Source organism: Microbacterium xanthum, assembly GCF_034531355.1.
In the GTDB taxonomy this organism is placed as follows: Bacteria; Actinomycetota; Actinomycetes; order Actinomycetales; family Microbacteriaceae; genus Microbacterium; species Microbacterium xanthum.
The window spans coordinates 986106-1005225 of the sequence record NZ_JAWHUE010000001.1; the positions used below are offsets into that span (position 1 = coordinate 986106).

Genomic DNA, 19120 nt, shown 5'->3' on the forward strand with positions numbered 1-19120 from the left:
GACCAGAGGAACGCCATGAGCACGCAGACTTTCGTCCTCCCCGACGTCGGTGAGGGTCTCACCGACGCCGAGATCGTCTCGTGGAAGGTCGCCGCCGGCGACGAGGTCGCCGTCAACGACGTCATCGTCGAGATCGAGACCGCCAAGTCGCTCGTCGAGCTCCCCTCTCCCTTCGCCGGCGTCGTCGGCGAGCTGCTCGTCGCGGAGGGCGACACGGTCGAGGTCGGTGCGGCGATCATCACGATCGCCGATGCCGCTGCGGCCGCCGACACCACCGTCGGTCGCTCCGAGCACGGTGAGGCGGCCGACGCCGAGCCCGAGGGGTCCGGGTCGGTCCTCGTCGGCTACGGGTCCGGGGGACCGGTCCAGTCGCGCCGACGCAAGCCGCAGGCCTCCGCAGCCGAGCGCATCACGTCGTCGGTCGGTGTGGTGGCCAAGCCGCCCATCCGCAAGCTGGCGCGCGATCTCGGGGTCGAACTCTCCGCCGTGACTCCGACCGGAGCGGCTGGTGAGGTCACGCGAGACGATGTGGTCAAGCACGCCTCGCAGGCGAGCGTGTTCCGCAACATCGAAACCCCCGAATGGGGCGAGGTCCGCGAGGAGACCATTCCCGTCGCGACCACCGCTGCGGCACCCGCAGCCCCGGTTGCCCCCGCCGGGGATCGGGAGGAGACCATTCCGGTCCGCGGCGTCCGGAAGGCCACCGCGAGCGGCATGGTGCGATCGGCATACACCGCCCCGCACGTGTCGGTGTGGGTCGACGTCGACGCGACCCGCACGATGGAGCTCGTCAAGCGCCTGAAGGCCTCGCCGGAGTTCGCCGACACGAAGGTCTCGCCGCTGCTGATCATGGCCCGCGCGGTGGTGTGGGCGGTGCGCCGTACGCCGATGGTCAACGCGGCCTGGGTCGACACCGACGACGGCGCGCAGATCCGCGTGCGCCACTACGTCAACCTCGGCATCGCGGCCGCGACACCTCGGGGGCTCCTGGTGCCGAACGTCAAGGACGCCCACACCCTGTCGGTTCGCGAGACCGCCAAGGCTCTCGAGAAGCTCACGCTGACCGCGCGGGAGGGCAAGACGACCCCGGCCGATCAGCAGAACGGCACGATCACGATCACCAATATCGGGGTCTTCGGCGTCGACGCCGGAACGCCGATCATCAACCCGGGGGAGGTGGGCATCGTCGCGCTCGGCGCGATCCGCCAGAAGCCGTGGGTGGTCGATGGCGAAGTGCGTCCCCGGTGGGTGACCACGGTGTCCGGCTCGTTCGACCATCGCGTCGTCGACGGCGACCAGGTGTCGCGCTTCATCGCCGACATCGCCGCCGTGCTCGAAGAGCCCGCCCTTCTGGTCGAGTAGCGCCGCCGCGACGATCCGCGCGTCCCTCGCGCCCATCCCGTCGTCGTTCAGCGGTCGCGGGTTGTCGTTATCGCGCGCACATCGAGCATCCGGTGCGTCGCTGCGCCGGCGTTCGGTTGGCGCTGTTCGTCGTCTGCGCGTGCGTATGCGGCGTCTCGTGACAGGTGAGGCGCGGGGCGAGACGGATGCTGCGCATGATTTTGGGAACGATTATCACTTCGGCGTACACTGGTGGCATGCGTGCTCCCCGAATGCTCCCCGTCATCGGCATCACCGCCGGGTCCGCCCTCGTTCTCGCCGGATGCGGGGCGTCCTCGGATGACGATGCCGGCGCCTCCGAGGACACGATCACCGTCGTCGCCTCGACGAACGTCTACGGCCAGATCGCCGAGCAGATCGGGGGAGACGCCGTGACCGTCACGTCGATCATCGACAGTGCGGCGCAGGACCCCCACGAGTACGAGGGGAGCGCCCAGGACCAGCTGCTGGTGAGCAACGCCGACATCGTCATCGAGAACGGCGGCGGCTACGACGGCTTCATCGACGCGATGCTCGAGTCGAGCGACGCCGACGCCCACGTCATCACCGCGGTCGAGTTCTCCCACGACTACCCGGGCGACGACGATCACGACGAGGAAGAGCACTCCGACGAGGAGGAGCACGACCACGCGGAGGACGAGGAGGAGCACGCGGAGGACGAAGAGCACTCCGATGAGGAAGAGCACTCCGACGAGGAAGAGCACGACGAGGAAGAGCACGACCACGAGGGCCACGACCACATCGAGGGCTTCAACGAGCACGTCTGGTACGACCCGCACACCATCGAGCACGTGGCCGAGGCCATCGCCGACGAGCTGAGCGAACTCGACCCCGATCAGGCCGAGACCTTCGAAGCCAACCTCGCCGAGTTCACCGAGGGCGTCGAAGCCATCGAGGCCGACCTCGACGCGGTCGCATCCACGCATGAGGGCGATGAGATCTTCGTGACCGAGCCGGTGCCGCTGTACCTGTCTTCGGCCGCGGGGCTCGTGAACGTCGCCCCCGACGCCTTCACCGAGGCCGTCGAAGAGGGTCAGGATGTCGCCCCCGCGACCCTTCTGGAATCCATCACGCTGCTCGAGTCCGGCGACGTCCGCCTGGTCATCGTGAACGCGCAGACCGGTGGCGCCGAAACCACGCAGATCATCGAGGAGGCCGACGCTCTCGGTATTCCCGTGATCGAGTTCGCCGAAACCCTCCCCGAGGGGGAGACTTATGTCTCGTGGATGCAGGCGAACGTGGCGGCCATGGCCGACGCGCTGGCGGAGTGACAGCCCCGCTACAGATCAGCGGCGCCGCGCTGCGGCGCGACGGACGCGACCTGTGGGAGGGCCTCGACCTCGAGGTGCAGCCCGGTGAGCTGATCGCCGTGCTCGGTCCCAGCGGATCCGGCAAGACCACGCTGCTCCGCGCGATCCTCGGCCTCGAGGCACTGAGCGAAGGGCGGATCACGGCCCTCGGACAGCCGGTGCGCGGGACGGGAAATCGCCGCATCGGGTACATCCCGCAGCAGCGTCCCCTTCCTCCCGGGACCGCGATGCGCGCCCGCGACCTGGTCGCACTCGGCGTCGACGGCCACCGCTTCGGGCTCCCGATCCCGCGCCGGGGCGACCGGGCGCGCGTCGACGCGCTGCTCGACGCCGTCGGGGCGGCCGACTACGCCGACCGCCGGGTGGGGGAGCTGTCCGGTGGGGAGCAACAGCGCCTGCGAGTGGGCCAGGCGCTCGCCGACGATCCGGCGCTGCTGCTGTGCGATGAGCCCCTGACGAGTCTCGACCTCGCCAACCAGCAGGCGGTCATCGGGCTCATCGACCGCCACCGTCGCGAGGCGGGCGCCGCCGTGCTCTTCGTCACCCACGACATCAACCCGGTGCTCGACCGTGTGGACCGCATCCTCTACATCGCGAACGGACGGTTCGAGTTGGGTCGGCCGGAGCAGGTTCTCGAATCCGCCACCCTCACCCGGCTCTACGGCACACCGGTCTACGTGCTGGAGGCGGGTGGTCGCCTCGTCGTCGTCGGCGCACCTGACGCCGAAGAGCACCACCATCACCACCACGACGAGGACGACGCATGAACTGGGCCGACGTCTGGGACGCGATGTTCGGCGGCCTGCCCTACTACGGCCAGATCCTCGACCTGGTGTGGAACTCCGTCGTCGCCGGCGCCGTTCTGGGACTCGTCGGCGGGCTCATCGGCGTCTTCGTCATCCAGCGGGACATGGCCTTCGCGGTGCACGGCATCAGCGAGCTGTCGTTCGCCGGGGCCGCGGCATTCCTCCTGATCGGTCTGGACGTGGTGACCGGATCGATCGTCGGTTCGCTCATCGCCGCGGCGCTGATCGGCCTCCTCGGCGCGCGAGCGCGGGACCGCAACTCGATCATCGGCGTGCTCATGCCCTTCGGGCTGGGCCTCGGCATCTTGTTCCTGTCGCTCTACAGCGGTCGGAGCGCGAACCGTTTCAGTCTGCTGACCGGCCAGATCGTCTCGGTGCAGTCGGATCAGCTGTCGTGGTTGATCGGGATCGGCGCGCTCGTCCTTCTCGGCCTGCTGCTGATCTGGCGGCCGCTCCGCTTCGACTCGCTGGACCCGCAGGCGGCGGGGGCGCGCGGGGTGCCGACGACCGCGGTGTCGCTCGGTCTCATGCTGCTGCTCGGCCTCATCGTGGCTGTCGCGGTGCACATCATCGGCGCGCTGCTCGTGATGGCTCTGCTGGTCACTCCCGCCGCGGCCGCGATGCGGATCGCCTCGGGCGCCCTGTCGGTGCCCGTGCTGTCGGCGCTGTTCGGGTTCGTCTCGGCGGTCGGCGGGATCCTCCTCGCGATCGCGGGCACCTTGCCCGTGAGCCCCTACATCACCACGATCTCGTTCGTGATCTACCTCGTGTGTCGCGTCGTCGGCGCGCGCCGCGGGCGGGTGGTCCGCAAACGCGGCGCATAGGTCCCGTCCGGGGCACGCTCAGCCGCCGTGGGTAGACTCGCCACCATGGCCGAGCGGAACACCTGGCAGCGAGAGCGCGTGCGTGCGGCACTCGGAGACGCCCGGGGATTCGTCAGCGCGCAGACCCTGCACGCCTCCCTCCGTGAGGAGAACACCGGCATCGGCCTCGCCACGGTCTACCGCGCGCTCGCCGGATTCGCCGCCAAGGGCCAGGCCGACTCGCTGCAGAGTCCCGAGGGCGAGAACCTCTACCGCGCCTGCGAATCGCCGGGACACCATCACCACCTCATCTGTCGCTCCTGCGGCCTGACCGTCGAGATCGCCGCCTCGGATGTGGAGCAGTGGGCGCACTCCACGGCATCGGAGCACGGCTTCACCGCCGCCGAGCACGTCGTGGACATCTTCGGGCTGTGCCCGGCCTGCACGGCCGCCCAGGCGAACGAGCGTGCCGGCGCCTGACACCCGCCGCCGCACGGCGCCCGTGGCCGAGCCGTCGTCGACCGCCCGCGGGCTGCTGTGGGCCGGGGTAGGTGTCGTGGTCGTCGGCGCCCTGTTCGCCATCGACCTGCTGCTGCCGACCCTCTATCCGATGACGCTGTCGACTCGGGCGCAGGACGGACTGACGCTCGCGATCAGTGTGTTGATCGAGTCGCTGCCGTTCATCGCGCTGGGCGTCGTGCTGTCCATCGTGGTGCAGGTGTGGGTGCCGCCGGGTGCTCTCGAGCGATGGCTGCCCCGGGCTGCGTGGGCGCGGCGCGCGGTGCTGTCCCTGCTCGGGATGCTCATCCCGGTCTGCGAGTGCGGGAACGTGCCGTTCGCGCGAGGGCTGCTCATGCGCGGCCTCAGCGTCGCCGAGACGATGACCTTCCTCATCGCCGCTCCCATCGTGAACCCGATCGTGATCATCACGACCCATGCGGCTTTCGGGTTCGATGACGGGATCCTCGTCGCCCGAATCCTCGGCGGCTACCTCATCGCCAACCTCATCGGCTGGCTCTACAGCCTCCACCGCGACCCCGACGGGCTGCTCACCGAACGTTTCCGCGACACGTGCGAGCTCGTCACGCACGAGCAGGGCGGCCGGTTCCGGCGCAGCCTCGCGCAGTTCGTCGTCGAGCTGCGCGCCGTCATGCCGGCCCTGATCATCGGATCCGCGATCGCCGGCGCGGTCCAGGTCCTCGTGCCCCGGGAGCTGCTTCTCGCGATCGGCTCGGACCCCGCCCTGTCGATCGTGGCGATGATCGCGCTGGCGATGGTCGTCTCGATCTGCTCGAACGTCGACGCGTTCTTCGCCCTGTCGTTCGCCTCGACCTTCACGCCGGGGTCGATCGTGGCCTTCCTGCTGGTCGGCCCCCTCGTCGACGTGAAGATGCTCGCTCTGCTGCGCACCACCTTCACCACGCGCACCCTCGCGGGCGTGGTGGTCGTCGTCGTGCTGTCGGCGTTCGCGATCGCAACGGGGGTGAACCTCTTTGCCTGACCTCAGCGCCCTGGGCACCCGCTGGCTCGGCGTCGGACTTTCGACGATCATCGCCGTGGTCACCCTCTCGCTCGCCATCACGGGCGACCTCGACCTGTACATCAACCCGGACTCGTCGTGGTTCGCCGTGCTCATGGCCGTCGTGCTGCTCGTCGGGGCCGTCGCGTCGTTCCTGTTGCCCCTCGGGGCCGAGGCCGACCACGGTCACGACCACGGGCCCGCAGAACCGTCGCCCGGTCCGCGCCGTCGCGGCACCGGTGTCGAACCGGCCCCGATACCAGCGGCTGAGTCGGTCGTCGCGTCCGCACCGGGTGATCGGCCGATGTCCCGCGCCGAGATGAGGGCCGCGCGCGATGCCGCAGCCGCGCCCGCGCCTGCGCACGACGAGGCGCCGGCGCACACCTCGACGCACGCCCACCACGCACCGCATCCGCTCGCCCTGGCCGCCACGGTCGCGGGCGGGGTGATCGCCTCGGGCGTCGTGCTGCTGACCCTGTTCCTGCCGCCGACGTCGCTGTCCTCGCAGCTGGCGCTCTCGCGCGATGTCGGCGTGACGCCGCTGTTCGCCGGGCAGGATGCGGTGCAGCTCGCCGCGTCCGGAGACACGTCCGCCTTCGGCATCGGCGAGTGGTCGACGGTGTTCGCCACGTCGACCTCGCCCGAGACCTTCGACGGGCAAGAGGTGACCCTCACCGGGTTCGTCGCGCCGACCGACGACGGGTTCGGGCTGACGCGCCTGGTCATCACCCACTGCGTGATCGACGCGCAGACCGCCAGCGTCCCCGTCGCCGCGACCGGTGACGTGCCCGAATCGGGCCAGTGGGTCGAGGTGACCGGCACGGTGCGCGCCGCGAGTGACGGCACGCTGACCCTGGACGCCGCCGAGGTGACCGAGATCGACGAACCCGAGGACCCGTATGAGTACTGACGCCCGCGCGGCGGACGGCGGTCGCCGCCTCGGCTTCGCCGCGGTCTTCGCGATCGTCGTCGCGGCCCTGGCGATCCTCGCGGCCGCGGGTGCTGCGATCAGCGTGGCGCAGGGGCCGAGGGTGACCGAGGTGGCCGTGGACCCCGCGGCGGCCGTCGACGCATCCGGTACCCGGCTGATCTTCACCACGACGCAATCGCTGCAGGACGTCGACCCGTCGCAGGTGACCGTGACCCCCGACGTGCCCTTCGCCGTGGACACCTCCGGCCGCAGCGTCGGGGTGCGCTTCACCCTTCCGCTCTGGGACGAGACGGAGTACACCGTCACCATCGACGGGGTCACGGGTATCGGCGGCGGCCCGAGCGCGACGCTCACCGAGACCTTCACCACACCGGCGATCGACCTCTACCTGCTGCAGCGCGGTGGGGAGGACGGCGACACCGTCTTCGTCACCGACCTGGGCGGCGAGCAGGCGCTGCCGGTGTTCACGCATCCCGCGATCGAGGACTTCCGCGTCACGGCGGACCACCTGGTCATCTCGGTTCGCGATGACGAGGGTCACTCGCAGCTGATCGTCACCGACCACGACGGTGAGGACGAGCGCACCCTGGACCTTCCGGGCGCGGGGACCGTCGCGAACCTGCAGGCCGCGGACCGGGGCGACCGCATCGGCTACACCTACACGGATGCCGCGATCGGTACGGAAGGCGCCCTCGAGAGCGCGCTGTTCACCGCGTCGGTCGACGACTCCGCGGCGGATGAGGCTCCCGTGCAGGTGGTCGTCGAAGGAAGTGACCCCCGCGTGGATTCGTGGTCGTTCGTGCCCGACACCGACAGCGTCCTGTTCGTCGGTTTCGACAGCGCGCTGACCCTCACCGGTCCCGCCGGGGAAAACCCCGCGTCGTTCGGTCTCGCCAACACGATCGCCGGCATCACACCCGGCACGTCCGAGGCGATCATCGACCGTCCCGAGGGGTGGGTCGTGCTCGACCTGTCCACCGGCGACGAGACCGGGCTCGTGCAGACCGCAGACGAGATCGGCACCCTCAACGACGTCGTCCCGATCCCCGGTGGCGGCACGCTGCGGACCACCTCGCTGCGCGACGGGTCGGGTCAGCCCATCGCCACCTCCGTCGCGACCGTCGACGTCGACGGTGCCGCTGACATCGTGATGGATGTGCCCAACGACGACGCGGTGCTGCAGACCTGCGTGTCGCCCAGCGGGCGGTTTGCCGCCGTGCTGGTCGCGCCCGACGTCGTGTCGAACCGCTACGACGGCTACCTGCTGCCGCTGCCCGACCGGGTCGAGACGCACATCGTGTCGCTTGACACCGCTGAGGAGGTCGTCGCCCTGTCCGGCTTCGACGCCTCCTGGTGCCGGCTGCCTCCTCGATGACCCCGGAATGGGCGGACGGACGGCGACCGGCCCGCCGGGACGACTTCGATGCGCTCGCCGTCGACGTCGCGCCGCGCCTGCTCGGGGGAGTGCTCGTCGCGGAGGTCGACGGTGACCGGGTCGCGCTGAGGCTGACCGAGGTCGAGGCGTACCACGGGCTCGGCACGGGGGACGTGCCCGATCCCGGATCCCACGCCCGCAACGGCCGCACCGCCCGCAACGCCACGATGTGGGGTGATCCAGGCCTTCTGTACGTCTACCTCAGCCACGGCATCCACTCGTGTGTGAACCTCGTGTGCGGACCCTCCGGCGTCGCCGGGGCGGTGCTTCTGCGCGCCGGCGAGGTGGTCGAGGGGCGGGATGCCGCGGTGCGGCTCCGCACGCGTGGGCGCGGTGTGGTGCGCCACGACCGTGACATCGCGCGTGGCCCGGGTCGGCTCGGCGGCGCACTCGGCCTGCGGTATCCCGACCACGACGGCCTCGATGCGATCGGCGAGGGCGCCCGGAGCGAGGTGCCGGACGGTGCGCGGGCCCGACTGTGGCTTCCGAAGCATCCGGTCCGCCCCGTCGCGTCCGGTCCGCGGGTGGGCGTCGCGGGCGTGGCGGGCACCGCGGAGTACCCGTGGCGGTTCTGGATCGCGGGGGATCCGACGGTGTCGGCGTTCCGCTGGGGCAGGGGCGCCGCCGAGCTGTCAAGCCCGACACGCCCGGCATGCTAGACTCATCGTTTGTCTGCGCGCACTCCAGCGCGTAGTTCGCATCCCACACCCATGTCGACCCGGAAACGGGACGTCTTCGGTGCGGGGCGCAGACAAGGGATCTTGGGTGGAGCCGTCCGGCTTCACGGTACAGAAGGAGACACCATGGCCGCAGTGTGCCAGGTGACCGGAGCGGTTCCCGGCTTCGGTCACAACATCAGCCACTCGCACCGACGGACGAAGCGCCGCTTCGACCCGAACGTGCAGAAGAAGACCTACTACGTTCCCTCGCTCGGTCGTAAGGTCACCCTGAACGTGTCCGCCAAGGGCATCAAGGTGATCGACGCGCGCGGTATCGAGTCGGTTGTGAAGGACCTCGTCGCGAAGGGTGTGAAGCTCTAATGGCGAAGAAGGCTCAGGACGTCCGTCCGATCATCAAGCTGCGTTCGACCGCCGGCACGGGGTACACCTACGTGACGCGCAAGAACCGCCGCAACAACCCCGACCGCATCGTGCTGAAGAAGTACGACCCGGTCGTCCGCAAGCACGTCGATTTCCGAGAGGAGCGCTGATCATGGCCAAGAAGAGCAAGATCGCGCGCAACAAGCAGCGCCAGGAGGTCGTGGACCGCTACGCGGCCAAGCGCCTCGAGCTGAAGAAGCAGCTCGTCGACCCGACCTCCACCGACGAGCAGCGTGAAGCCGCTCGCGTGGGCCTGCAGAAGCTGCCCCGCAACGCATCGCCGGTTCGCCTGCGCAACCGCGACGTCATCGACGGTCGCCCGCGCGGTCACCTGAAGAAGTTCGGCATCTCGCGTGTGCGTTTCCGCGACATGGCCCACCGTGGCGAACTGCCCGGTGTGACCAAGTCGAGCTGGTAAGCCAGACGCCGTGACGGCATCGTCGGGTGGGTGATCCCACCCGACAACCCGCGAAGGCCCGGATCCTGTCGGATCCGGGCCTTCACGCATCCGGGAGTGCCCGTCGGCGCTCGCGCTGTGCACGATCTCAGGCTGCGGGCGTGGCTATTCCGGCCGAAAGGCCGGAATCGGACGGGGCCGGCGCGCTCAGCCTGAGTTGGTGCACGAGAGGGACTGCGGGCCCCTGCTGCGGGCCCGTGCTGGTGTCTCACCCGTCACACGAGCCCCAGGAAGACCGCGACACGCCGGATAACCCCCCTCCCAGGGCCCGAAATCCGCGTGATTACGCGGTTCGTGGGTATATTCGAGGCGGTCGTTCCGACCAAGCCGGGAGGCAGTCGCCACTCGGTCCAAGTAACGAGAGGCGACGATCCGTCGCCTTGGAGGACAAATACATGGCTGACAAGTCCATCACCAAGACCGAACTCGTCGCGAGCATCGCCAGCGCGACCGGCCAGAGCCAGTCCGCCGTCTCGAGCGTGCTCGACTCCCTCTTCGCCACCGTCTCGGAGGCCGTGGCCAAGGGCAACAAGGTCTCGATCCCCGGTTGGCTGTCGTTCGAGCAGGTCGAGACCTCGGCTCGCACCGGCCGCAACCCGCAGACCGGCGAAGAGATCGCCATCCCCGCCGGCAAGCGCGTCAAGGTGACCGCGGGCTCGAAGCTGAAGGCTGCCGTCAAGTAAGACCGCACCACCAGACTTCCCGGAGGGGATGCCGCTCGGCGGCATCCCCTCCGGTCGTTCCCCAGCGGGGACGATCTACGCTTATGGGGTGAACCCCCGCGTGCTGCGGGCCGTCGGGCCCGTGATCCTCGCCGCGGCCGCGCTCCTGACGCTCGTGTGGGCGCTGGCCTACGGCGGCGGCGCGGCGCCGCTCGTCCTCGGCGATGCGGGCCCCGTCGTCCGGTGGGGGATCCCGGTGGTCAAGCTCGCCGTCAACCTCGCCGCCGCCGGCATGGTCGGCACCCTCGTCGTGGCCCTGTACGCCCTGAAGGCGGGAGAACGGGAGTTCGACGTCGCCCTCGATGCCGCGTCGATCTCCGCCGCCGTGTTCACCGTCGCCGCCGGTGCGAACGGGTTCCTCGTCTTCCTCGACTCCTTCAACGCCCAGTTCAGCCTGGGGCCGGAGTTCGGCGCTCAGCTCGGACGCTTCCTCGTCGAGACCGAACTCGGCCGCGTGTGGCTGATCACCACCGTGCTGGGCGCGGTCATCACGGTGCTCGCCTTCGCGGTGCGGTCGTGGACGTCCACGTTCCTCCTGGCCCTCCTGGCCGTCGCCGCCCTCGTCCCGATGGGCACGCAGGGGCACTCGGGTGAGCAGGCGAACCACAACCTCGCGGTCTCGTCGCTGGTGCTGCACATCATCGCCGCGGCCGTGTGGCTCGGGGGGCTGCTGCTCATGGTGGTGATCCGTCCGATCGTGCACGGTGCGACCATGCGCACGGCGATGCGCCGCTACTCCAGCCTCGCTCTGGTCTCCTTCATCGTGGTCGCGATCTCCGGCACGGTGCGCGCCGCGATCGGCGTGGGCGACCTCGACGGCCTGCTGACCCCCTACGGCGTGATCGTGGTGGTCAAAGCCGTCGCGCTGGTGGTCATCGGCCTGCTCGGGGCGGTCTACCGCAACCGGCTCATCGCGCGGATGTCGGACACGGCGCGCGGGGTCTTCTGGGCGCTCATCGCCCTGGAGCTGGCGTTCATGGGGATCGCCAGCGGTGCCGCCTCGGCGTTGGCCCGCACGCCCCCGCCGACCGACAGCGGCATCCCCGAGAGCGTCTCGCCGGCGTACTACCTCACCGGGTCGGAGCTGCCTGTGGAGCTGACCCCCATCCGGTGGCTGACCGTGTGGGACATCGACGTGCTGTGGGCGTTCGCCGCGGGGTTCGGCCTGTTCTTCTACCTCGCCGGTGTGTGGCGTCTTCGCCGCCGCGGCGACACGTGGCCGATCTACCGCACCGTCATGTGGATCTCCGGCCTCCTGCTGCTCGTGTGGGTCACCTGCGGGGCGCCGAACGCCTACCAGGACTATCTGTTCAGCGTGCACATGCTCGGCCACATGATGCTGAGCATGGGAATCCCGGTGCTTCTGGTCGCCGGAGCCCCCGTCACCCTCGCGGCCCGGGCGATCCGCAAGCGGGACGACGGCACTCGCGGCGGGCGGGAGTGGATCCTGTGGACGGTGCACTCGCCCTACATGCGCGTGCTGACCAACCCGTTCGTGGCGGCCGGTCTGTTCGTCGTCTCGCTGTGGCTGTTCTACTACACCGACCTGTTCCGGTGGGCCCTGTACGACCACATCGGCCATGTGTGGATGGTCGCGCACTTCCTGCTGACCGGCTACCTGTTCGCCCTCACCCTCATCGGCATCGACCCGGTGCCCTATCGCCTGCCGTACGCGGGGCGCCTGCTGCTGCTCGTGGGCGTGATGGCCATGCACGCCTTCTTCGGCGTCGCGATGATGATGCAGACCGGCCTCATGGCGGCGGAGTGGTACGGGGCGATGGGGCGGACGTGGGGTCTTCCTCCGCTCGAGGACCAATACCTCGGTGGGGGCATCGCCTGGTCGGTGGGTGAGATCCCGACCCTCACGGTGGCCATCACGCTGGCGATCCAGTGGAGCCGCAGCGACGAGCGAATGCAGCGCCGCCAGGATCGCGCCGCAGACCGCTCCGGAGACGCCGAGCTCGAGGAGTACAACGCGCGGCTGGCCAAGCTCGCCGAACGTGACAAGCGCGCCGAGGGGGCCCTTCACCGATGACCGATCACTACCGCCGCCGTTGGGTCGGATTGGTCTTCATCAGCGTCGCGGTCTCGCTGATCATCGTCGACTCGACGATCGTGAACGTCGCGGTGCCCTCGATCGTGGAGGACCTCGGGATCTCCTCGACCGAGGTGCAGTGGGTGCAGGAGGCGTACACCCTCGTCTTCGCGTCCCTGCTGCTGCTGTTCGGCAGCCTCGCCGACCGCTTCGGCCGCAAACGCCTCATGCTGATCGGCATCGTGGTCTTCGCCGCATCGTCGGTGCTGGCGGCCCTCGCGCCCACCGGCGAGCTGCTGATCCTGTCGCGCCTGATCCAGGGCATCGGCGGAGCGATGATCCTCCCGACGACCCTGTCGGTCATCAATGCCACCTTCCGCGGGCGCGAGCGCGGCATCGCCTTCGCCGTGTGGGGGTCGACCATCGGCGGCATGGCGGCGGTGGGTCCGCTCCTGGGCGGATGGCTCACCACCGAGTTCTCGTGGCGGTGGGCGTTCGGCATCAACATCCCGCTGGGCATCGCCGTCTTCGCAGGGATCGTGTTCGCCGTCGCCGAGTCGAAGGAGGCGCGCGCGACGGGCATCGACGTCATCGGCGCGATCCTGTCGGTGGTGCTGTTCGGCGGGTTGGTCTTCGGCCTCATCGAGGGGCGCACCTACGGCTGGTGGCAGGCGACCGAGACGTTCACGGTGGGCGAATTCGCGTGGCCGTGGGCGATCTCGCCGGTTCCGGTCGCATTCGCGGTGTCGGCCCTCGCGCTGATCGGGTTCATCGCGTGGGGCCTGTCGCGTCGCCGCCGCGGCCGATCCTCGCTGCTGGAGTTCTCTCTCTTCCGCATCCGCTCGTTCTCGAACGGAAACGTCGCCGCCCTGGTCATCGCCCTGGGCGAGTTCGGGCTGATCCTCTCCCTGCCGCTGTGGTTGCAGTTCGTGCTCGGGTTCGACGCGCTGCAGACCGGGTTCGTGCTGCTCGCGCTCGCCGTCGGGTCCTTCGTCGCCAGTGGCATCGCCGGCGCCGCGAGCGGTCGGGTCGACCCGACCGTGATCGTCCGGTTCGGCATCGTCGCCGAGATCGTCGGGGTGGTGGCCGTGGCGATGGTCATCGCGCCCGATGCGGCGTGGGGGTGGCTGCTTCCGGCGCTGTTCGTCTACGGCATCGGTGTGGGGCTGGCCACCGCGCAGTTGACCGGAGTGATCCTGCAGGATGTCCCGGTCGAGCTGTCCGGCCAGGGCTCGGGGACGCAATCGACCTCACGGCAGGTCGGGTCGGCGCTCGGGATCGCCATCCTCGGCACGGTGCTGTTCACCTCGACGGGTGCGATCCTGTCGAACAGCCTCGACGACGCGGGAGTACCCGCCGCACAGCGCGACCAGATCGTCTCCTCGGTCGTCGACAGCGCGGGCGCCGCGATCGCCGGCCTGGAGCAGTCCGATCCGTCGGGGGTGATCCCGGATGCGGCCAAGGATGCCTTCTCGGACGGCACGCGCCTGTCGGCACTCACCGCCGCCGGGTTCCTGGTCATCGGACTCGGTGCCACCTTCGCGCTCCGGCGGGGCTCGCGTCGAGCCGACACCGAGGAAGACGTCGAGGCCGCGCGGTCCTGATGCAGCCGGGCGGGGTCAGCCGCCTCCGACGACGATCGACGCGGTGCCGTCGGGCAGCACGGTGATCGTGCCGGTCACGAGGAACGGGACCTCTTCGCTGACCTCGCGGATGCTGCCGTCGAACAGCGACTGGATCTGCACGTCGATGCGGGCCGATGCCGGTGCCGCGGGGATCTTCCACACGTCGCCCTCGGGCTCGACGGTCACGGTGGGCTGCGAGGAGATCGTCCACGAGGGGAGTCCGACGATGCGGTCCTCGACCGTGTAGCCGAACGGGCACGCGGTCGGCTGCAGCACCTCCTGGGTCGCACAGGAGGTGAGGAAGCCCTCGACCCGCTCCTGCACGACCGCGATGAACTCCTCGGTGGGTTCGGCCGCGACCGTCACCGGCACCTCCGTCAACGGTGCGTCGGAGAGCACGGCGACGCCGGGGGTGCTGGCGATGGCGGTGTCGACCGACACCGAGTACAGGCCCGGGGAGAACACCAGCATCGAGATCGGGGCGGACGGGTCGGCGTCCACGCCGTCGGGGGAGACCTGTCGCTTGTCGATGTCGAACCCGTTGACGGAGAACTTCATCGAACCGTCCACGGTCAAGTCGATGACCGCGAGGGGGCTGGTCGCGAACGACCACGTGGGGACGATGCCGATCCACCCGGTGTGCTCCACGTCGAAGCTGACCGAGCCGGCTACGCCGCCCGCGTCGAACTCCGCGCGCACCTCGGTGACGTCGGCCCCGGCCTCTTCGGAGACGATGGCGACATCGGTCAGCGTGCCCATGGCGGCCGCGCGCAGCAGAGCGTCGGAGTCGGGGATCTCCAGGCCCGCGGCGTCGAGCTCGGCGGTGTCGATCGCGACCCCCGGAACGGCGAGGGCCTCGGCCGCGCGGTTGTCGTGCAGGAGGTGCAGGTAGTGGCGCACGAACGCGGAGGGGCTGTAGAACTCGCGGTAGAGGAGCACTCCGGCCGCCGCGAGGGCCCCGAGCACCACGGAGGTGATGAGGGCGATGACGGCCAGGTCGCGGCCCAGACGTCGGTCGCGTGCGGGGGGAGGGGCGGATGCGAGCGAGCGTCGCGTGGCGGGCACGTCGGGAGCCGGAGGCACACGCGTCGCCTCCGGTGCGGCATCCGTCGCCCCCCGATCCACGTGTCCAGTCTAGGAAAGCGTGGCTGACCGACAGCCGGATGTCGTCACGCGGCGTCGCATGGCTACCATGAACCGGTGACCACGCGCGCCCTCTCCACCGAGCAGGAGTCGCTCTTCCGTCTCATCGAGGACACGCGCGAGCACGTGTTCGTGACCGGTCGTGCCGGTACCGGCAAGTCGACTCTGCTGCAGCACCTGGCGTGGCACACGTCCAAGCAGATCGCGGTGTGCGCACCGACGGGTGTGGCCGCGCTGAACGTCGAGGGACAGACGATCCACTCGTTGTTCCGGCTGCCGATCGGACTCATCGCCGACGGTGACATCGACCAGTCGGATGCGACACGCAAGATCCTGAACGCCATCGACACGCTCGTCATCGACGAGATCTCGATGGTCAACGCCGACCTCATGGACGGCATCGACCGGTCGTTGCGGCAGGCTCGTGGCCGGCGGGGCGAACCGTTCGGCGGCGTCCAGATCGTGATGTTCGGCGATCCCTATCAGCTGGCTCCCGTGCCGCCGCGCGGCGACGAGCTGCGGTACATCCAGGACCACTATCGTTCCTTCTGGTTCTTCGACGCGAAGGTCTGGGTGGGCGACGTCGGAGGCGACGGGATCATCGACATCGGGTCGCACGGCGCGCAGCTGCATGTGCGCGAGCTGGCGGAGATCCATCGGCAGGCCGATCCCGAGTTCAAGGCGATGCTCAACGCGGTGCGCCACGGGGTGGTGACCGCCGATATCGCCAAGATCCTCAACGACACCGGTGCGCGCACACCGCCGGACCCGACCGCGGATGAGACGCCGATCATCACGTTGGCCACGCGCAACGACATCGTCAACACGATCAACCGGCGCCATCTCGAGGCGCTCCCGGGGCGGTCGCAGACGGCGGCGGCCGAGATCAACGGAGACTTCGGGCGCGGTGATGCGTATCCGGCCGATGCGGAGTTGAAGCTCAAGATCGGCGCGCAGGTGATGTTCCTGCGGAACGACACCGCCTCGTTCGGCGACCCGCCCCGCTGGGTCAACGGCACGATCGGCACCGTCACCCGGATCGCGGGGGAGAACGTGCGCGTCGAGGTCGACGGCGAGGAGTTCGACGTCGAGCCGGCGGTGTGGGAGAGATTCCGGTACGCGTACGATCCGGGATCGAAGTCGCTCACCCGCGAGATCGTCGCCGAGTTCACCCAGTTCCCGCTGCGGCTGGCGTGGGCGGTGACGATCCACAAGTCCCAGGGCAAGACCTACGACCGGGCGATCATCGACCTCGGGTCGGGGGCGTTCGCGCCGGGGCAGACCTACGTGGCCCTGTCACGACTGACCTCGCTCGACGGTCTCTACCTGTCGCGACCGCTTCGGCCGAGCGACATCCGTGTCGATCAGGACGTGCGCCGTTTCATGCGCGACGTGCGCACGGCGGCCGCGGCATCCGGTTGAGTCAGGCGATCGCTTCGGCTTTGGCGCGGGCGAGGTCGTCGAACAGCTCCGTGTTGAAACGGTAGGCGACGAGCACCTCATCGATCACCCGCTCCTTCTCGGCGTCGTCCCACGGTGCGGCGTCGAGCTGCTCGCGGTAGACCTCCTTGAAGGCGTTCGGGTCGGCGATGTCGTCGAAGAGGTAGAACCCGACGCCGTTGGTCTCGAACCCGAAACGACGGCACATGAGGCGACCGATGAACTGGCCGCCCGAGAGGTCGCCGAGGTAGCGGGTGTAGTGGTGCGCGACGAACCCGCCCGCCCACGTCGTCCCGACGAGGTTGATGCGCTCGACGTACCGCTGTGTCGTCGGCAGGGGCGAGATCTTCTCGCGCCAGTCCGGGCCGATGAGGAACTCGAGATCGGCTTCGAGGGCGGGGAGGCGGGTCAGCTTGTCGCTGATGAAGACGCTCGCGACCGGGTCGGCGCGCATGCGGTCTGCGGCGGCCTCGAGTGCGTCGTAGATGAACCAGTGCTGGGCGGTGAGGGCGACGTAGTCGTCACGGGTGCCGTCGCCACGCACGAGGTCGGCCATGAAGCCGGCGTGTTCACTGGATGCGTGTGCGGTGCTGGAACGTTCACGCAGGGCCGTGGAGAAGGAGATGACCTCGCTCATGCCGCCATTGTAGGGGAAGGGTTAGGTGGGCCTAACCCCCAATGTGGGGAGAGGCCCCGGCGGAGGACCTCATGCGTGCGGGCGGGGCTCGACGCCCAGGCGGCGGCAGGCTTCGTCGTAGAGGGCGACGACCTCGCGGCGCACCTCGGCGCGTTCGGTGATGGGACCGCCGGGCCAGTCGATGCGCACGTCGGCCGCCTCACCCGTGCCGGAGACGATCTCCCACGTGCCGCCGGCGCCGTCGAAACCCGTCATGCTGGCCGCGACGATCTCGCGCTCGGGGGAGAAGGCCCGAGTGATGAGGAGGTTGTCGTCAGTGTGATCGCCGTTCATATGGCGCAGGACGGCGGACTGGACATCGGCCTCGAAGATGTGAGTCACGGAGCATAGCGTAGGGCGGATGCACGCCGCGCTGTGACCGAGTCGTTACGTGGGTGTGTTTGAATTCTTGGGTTGTCACCGGGGGGTGGAGAGCCGAAGAACATGATGCGCCGCAGGATTCCAGGAGTCGCGGCGATGGCCGTCGCCGTCGCTCTGACGGCTTCGGCGTGCTCCGGCGGGGGCGCGGTCGAGATCGACGTGCCCGCCCAGGTCGAAGGCGGCTTCCCCGACGACATCCAGCAGCAGTTGCAGGGCGCGGCCGAGCACGCGATGGCCGCCTCCGGCGCGACCGGCGCGATCGTGGGCGTGTGGGCGCCGTGGAGTGGATCGTGGGTCGCCGGACTCGGCACGACCGGACCCGACGGCGCCGCGGTATCCGAAGACATGACCTTCCGTGCCAGCCGTGTGACGCGTGCGATGACCTGCGACGTGCTCTACATCCTCGACGAGAAGGGCGCCGTCTCGCTCGATGACAGCGTGGCGGACTACGTCACCGGTGTGCCCGACCTCGACGACGTGACCCTGGAGATGCTGTGCGACGGCACCTCCGGTGTCGGCTCCTACGAGCCCTATCTGAAGGCGGACTGGCTCGAGTTTCCCGGTCGCGAATGGGACCCGGCGTTCCTCGCGAGCTTCGGCCTTTCCGACCGCAGCGACGCGGAGGCCGGCACGGTGTTCCGCGAGTCCGACGCGGGCTATGTGCTGCTCGGGCAGGCTCTCGAGAACGCCACCCGCACCTCCGCCGCCGATCTCATCGAGCAGTACGTCACCGAGCCTCTCGAACTGACCTCGACCGAGCTGCCGGACGCCGCGCCGGCGGAACCGGGTGCGAACCCCCTGCCGGGATACCAGTCGCTCCGTGGCGAGGACGGCCTCAACTGCGCCGAACCCACGGATTACACCGAAGCGTCCTCGAGCATCGGGTTCACCGACTCCGGCGTGACGAGCTCCATCGACGACTTGGGTCGGTACGCCCAGGCGCTCGCCACCGGCGCGTTGCTCTCAGACGAGACGGAGCGTTTCGACGACCCGCTTCCCGCGTACGGCGACGCGCCGTCGTGGCAGACGACGGCCGGCGGCGCCCGGATCACCGGATCGTTGGTCGGACAGTTCGGCTCCACCCTCGGGTACTCGACCGCGGCGTTCTCCGACCCCGATACGGGGCTGACCGTGGCGCTCGTGCTCAACAACTCCGCCGGCGGCGTGGCCTTCCCCGCGTACCTGGCCTGGGAGCTCGCGGCCATCGCGTCGAAGGCCCCCGCGGCATCCGGCCAGCAGGCGCCCGAGGCCGGTCTGCCGTGGACGGACGAGCAGTACCACGCCGGCATCGCCGAGCGCGCTATCTGCCCCATCCCCGACGACGAAGGCTGACGCC

The 19120-nt window shown here is 69.6% G+C and carries 20 protein-coding genes; 17 read left to right on the forward strand and 3 right to left on the reverse strand.

What is annotated here, in order from left to right; translation table 11 throughout:
- Positions 1-15: 15 nt before the first annotated feature.
- The 15 genes from RZO50_RS04740 (at position 16) to RZO50_RS04810 (ending at position 14123) form a co-directional block, all read left to right on the forward strand.
- Positions 16-1362 (forward strand): dihydrolipoamide acetyltransferase family protein, encoded by a 1347-nt coding sequence (locus RZO50_RS04740; protein WP_322598527.1) that lies wholly within the window; start codon positions 16-18, stop codon positions 1360-1362.
- 236 nt (positions 1363-1598) lie between these two features.
- The gene (locus tag RZO50_RS04745) at positions 1599-2672 is read left to right on the forward strand and encodes a metal ABC transporter solute-binding protein, Zn/Mn family (protein ID WP_322598528.1); all 1074 of its coding nucleotides are present in this window, start codon (positions 1599-1601) and stop codon (positions 2670-2672) included.
- The gene (locus tag RZO50_RS04750; RefSeq protein WP_322598529.1) at positions 2669-3478 is read left to right on the forward strand and encodes a metal ABC transporter ATP-binding protein; all 810 of its coding nucleotides are present in this window, start codon (positions 2669-2671) and stop codon (positions 3476-3478) included. Before RZO50_RS04745 ends, RZO50_RS04750 begins: the two co-directional genes overlap by 4 nt.
- Complete coding sequence (locus RZO50_RS04755) at positions 3475-4341, forward strand: metal ABC transporter permease (RefSeq protein WP_322598530.1); 867 nt, start codon at positions 3475-3477, stop codon at positions 4339-4341. Before RZO50_RS04750 ends, RZO50_RS04755 begins: the two co-directional genes overlap by 4 nt.
- 45 nt (positions 4342-4386) lie before the next feature.
- A complete protein-coding gene (locus tag RZO50_RS04760; protein WP_322598531.1) occupies positions 4387-4800 on the forward strand; it encodes a Fur family transcriptional regulator in 414 nt (137 codons plus the stop codon).
- Complete coding sequence (locus RZO50_RS04765) at positions 4787-5821, forward strand: permease (protein WP_416211551.1); 1035 nt, start codon at positions 4787-4789, stop codon at positions 5819-5821. Before RZO50_RS04760 ends, RZO50_RS04765 begins: the two co-directional genes overlap by 14 nt.
- Positions 5814-6749 carry a TIGR03943 family putative permease subunit gene (locus RZO50_RS04770; RefSeq protein WP_322598532.1) on the forward strand — a complete coding sequence of 312 codons (936 nt, stop codon included), beginning with the start codon at positions 5814-5816 and terminating at the stop codon, positions 6747-6749. The genes RZO50_RS04765 and RZO50_RS04770 overlap by 8 nt, the downstream gene beginning before the upstream one ends.
- Positions 6739-8145: a hypothetical protein gene (locus RZO50_RS04775; protein WP_322598533.1), complete on the forward strand. Its 1407-nt coding sequence runs from the start codon at positions 6739-6741 to the stop codon at positions 8143-8145. Before RZO50_RS04770 ends, RZO50_RS04775 begins: the two co-directional genes overlap by 11 nt.
- On the forward strand, positions 8142-8864 hold the full coding sequence (locus tag RZO50_RS04780; protein WP_322598751.1) for a DNA-3-methyladenine glycosylase: 723 nt from the start codon (positions 8142-8144) through the stop codon (positions 8862-8864). Before RZO50_RS04775 ends, RZO50_RS04780 begins: the two co-directional genes overlap by 4 nt.
- Positions 8865-9008: 144 nt before the next feature.
- Positions 9009-9245, forward strand: a complete 237-nt coding sequence (gene rpmB, locus RZO50_RS04785) for a 50S ribosomal protein L28 (RefSeq protein ID WP_071045229.1) — start codon at positions 9009-9011, stop codon at positions 9243-9245.
- Positions 9245-9415: a 50S ribosomal protein L33 gene (gene rpmG / locus RZO50_RS04790; RefSeq protein ID WP_013584775.1), complete on the forward strand. Its 171-nt coding sequence runs from the start codon at positions 9245-9247 to the stop codon at positions 9413-9415. The genes rpmB and rpmG overlap by 1 nt, the downstream gene beginning before the upstream one ends.
- A gap of 2 nt (positions 9416-9417) precedes the next feature.
- A complete protein-coding gene (gene rpsN / locus RZO50_RS04795; RefSeq protein ID WP_322598534.1) occupies positions 9418-9723 on the forward strand; it encodes a 30S ribosomal protein S14 in 306 nt (101 codons plus the stop codon).
- 434 nt (positions 9724-10157) lie between these two features.
- Positions 10158-10445 (forward strand): HU family DNA-binding protein, encoded by a 288-nt coding sequence (locus RZO50_RS04800; RefSeq protein WP_071045226.1) that lies wholly within the window; start codon positions 10158-10160, stop codon positions 10443-10445.
- Between the two features lie 88 nt (positions 10446-10533).
- Positions 10534-12519: a bifunctional copper resistance protein CopD/cytochrome c oxidase assembly protein gene (locus RZO50_RS04805; RefSeq protein ID WP_322598535.1), complete on the forward strand. Its 1986-nt coding sequence runs from the start codon at positions 10534-10536 to the stop codon at positions 12517-12519.
- Positions 12516-14123 carry a DHA2 family efflux MFS transporter permease subunit gene (locus RZO50_RS04810; protein WP_322598536.1) on the forward strand — a complete coding sequence of 536 codons (1608 nt, stop codon included), beginning with the start codon at positions 12516-12518 and terminating at the stop codon, positions 14121-14123. Before RZO50_RS04805 ends, RZO50_RS04810 begins: the two co-directional genes overlap by 4 nt.
- Before the next feature lie 15 nt (positions 14124-14138).
- Here the strand turns inward: RZO50_RS04810 and RZO50_RS04815 are convergent, their stop codons facing one another.
- Positions 14139-15269 (reverse strand): hypothetical protein, encoded by a 1131-nt coding sequence (locus tag RZO50_RS04815; protein WP_322598537.1) that lies wholly within the window; start codon positions 15267-15269, stop codon positions 14139-14141.
- 75 nt (positions 15270-15344) lie between these two features.
- Here RZO50_RS04815 and RZO50_RS04820 point away from each other — a divergent pair, with 75 nt between their 5' ends.
- A complete protein-coding gene (locus RZO50_RS04820; RefSeq protein WP_322598538.1) occupies positions 15345-16709 on the forward strand; it encodes an ATP-dependent DNA helicase in 1365 nt (454 codons plus the stop codon).
- Between the two features lies 1 nt (position 16710).
- Here RZO50_RS04820 and RZO50_RS04825 read toward each other — a convergent pair whose 3' ends face one another.
- On the reverse strand, positions 16711-17364 hold the full coding sequence (locus RZO50_RS04825) for a biliverdin-producing heme oxygenase (protein WP_322598539.1): 654 nt from the start codon (positions 17362-17364) through the stop codon (positions 16711-16713).
- A gap of 69 nt (positions 17365-17433) precedes the next feature.
- Complete coding sequence (locus RZO50_RS04830; RefSeq protein WP_322598540.1) at positions 17434-17745, reverse strand: DUF2470 domain-containing protein; 312 nt, start codon at positions 17743-17745, stop codon at positions 17434-17436.
- A 135-nt stretch (positions 17746-17880) separates the two neighbouring features.
- Here RZO50_RS04830 and RZO50_RS04835 point away from each other — a divergent pair, with 135 nt between their 5' ends.
- Entirely contained in the window at positions 17881-19116 is a 1236-nt protein-coding gene (locus RZO50_RS04835) for a serine hydrolase domain-containing protein (protein ID WP_322598541.1), read from the forward strand.
- The last annotated feature ends 4 nt before the right edge of the window (positions 19117-19120 follow it).

Bases quoted from the DNA above. Each gene is read 5' to 3' on its own strand.
- RZO50_RS04740 (WP_322598527.1), top strand. From the start codon at position 16: ATGAGCACGCAGACTTTCGTCCTCCCCGACGTCGGTGAGGGTCTCACC.
- RZO50_RS04745 (WP_322598528.1), top strand. From the start codon at position 1,599: ATGCGTGCTCCCCGAATGCTCCCCGTCATCGGCATCACCGCCGGGTCC.
- RZO50_RS04755 (WP_322598530.1), top strand. From the start codon at position 3,475: ATGAACTGGGCCGACGTCTGGGACGCGATGTTCGGCGGCCTGCCCTAC.
- RZO50_RS04760 (WP_322598531.1), top strand. From the start codon at position 4,387: ATGGCCGAGCGGAACACCTGGCAGCGAGAGCGCGTGCGTGCGGCACTC.
- RZO50_RS04775 (WP_322598533.1), top strand. From the start codon at position 6,739: ATGAGTACTGACGCCCGCGCGGCGGACGGCGGTCGCCGCCTCGGCTTC.
- RZO50_RS04780 (WP_322598751.1), top strand. From the start codon at position 8,142: ATGACCCCGGAATGGGCGGACGGACGGCGACCGGCCCGCCGGGACGAC.
- rpmB (WP_071045229.1), top strand. From the start codon at position 9,009: ATGGCCGCAGTGTGCCAGGTGACCGGAGCGGTTCCCGGCTTCGGTCAC.
- rpmG (WP_013584775.1), top strand. From the start codon at position 9,245: ATGGCGAAGAAGGCTCAGGACGTCCGTCCGATCATCAAGCTGCGTTCG.
- rpsN (WP_322598534.1), top strand. From the start codon at position 9,418: ATGGCCAAGAAGAGCAAGATCGCGCGCAACAAGCAGCGCCAGGAGGTC.
- RZO50_RS04800 (WP_071045226.1), top strand. From the start codon at position 10,158: ATGGCTGACAAGTCCATCACCAAGACCGAACTCGTCGCGAGCATCGCC.
- RZO50_RS04810 (WP_322598536.1), top strand. From the start codon at position 12,516: ATGACCGATCACTACCGCCGCCGTTGGGTCGGATTGGTCTTCATCAGC.
- RZO50_RS04825 (WP_322598539.1), bottom strand. From the start codon at position 17,364: ATGAGCGAGGTCATCTCCTTCTCCACGGCCCTGCGTGAACGTTCCAGC.
- RZO50_RS04835 (WP_322598541.1), top strand. From the start codon at position 17,881: ATGGCCGTCGCCGTCGCTCTGACGGCTTCGGCGTGCTCCGGCGGGGGC.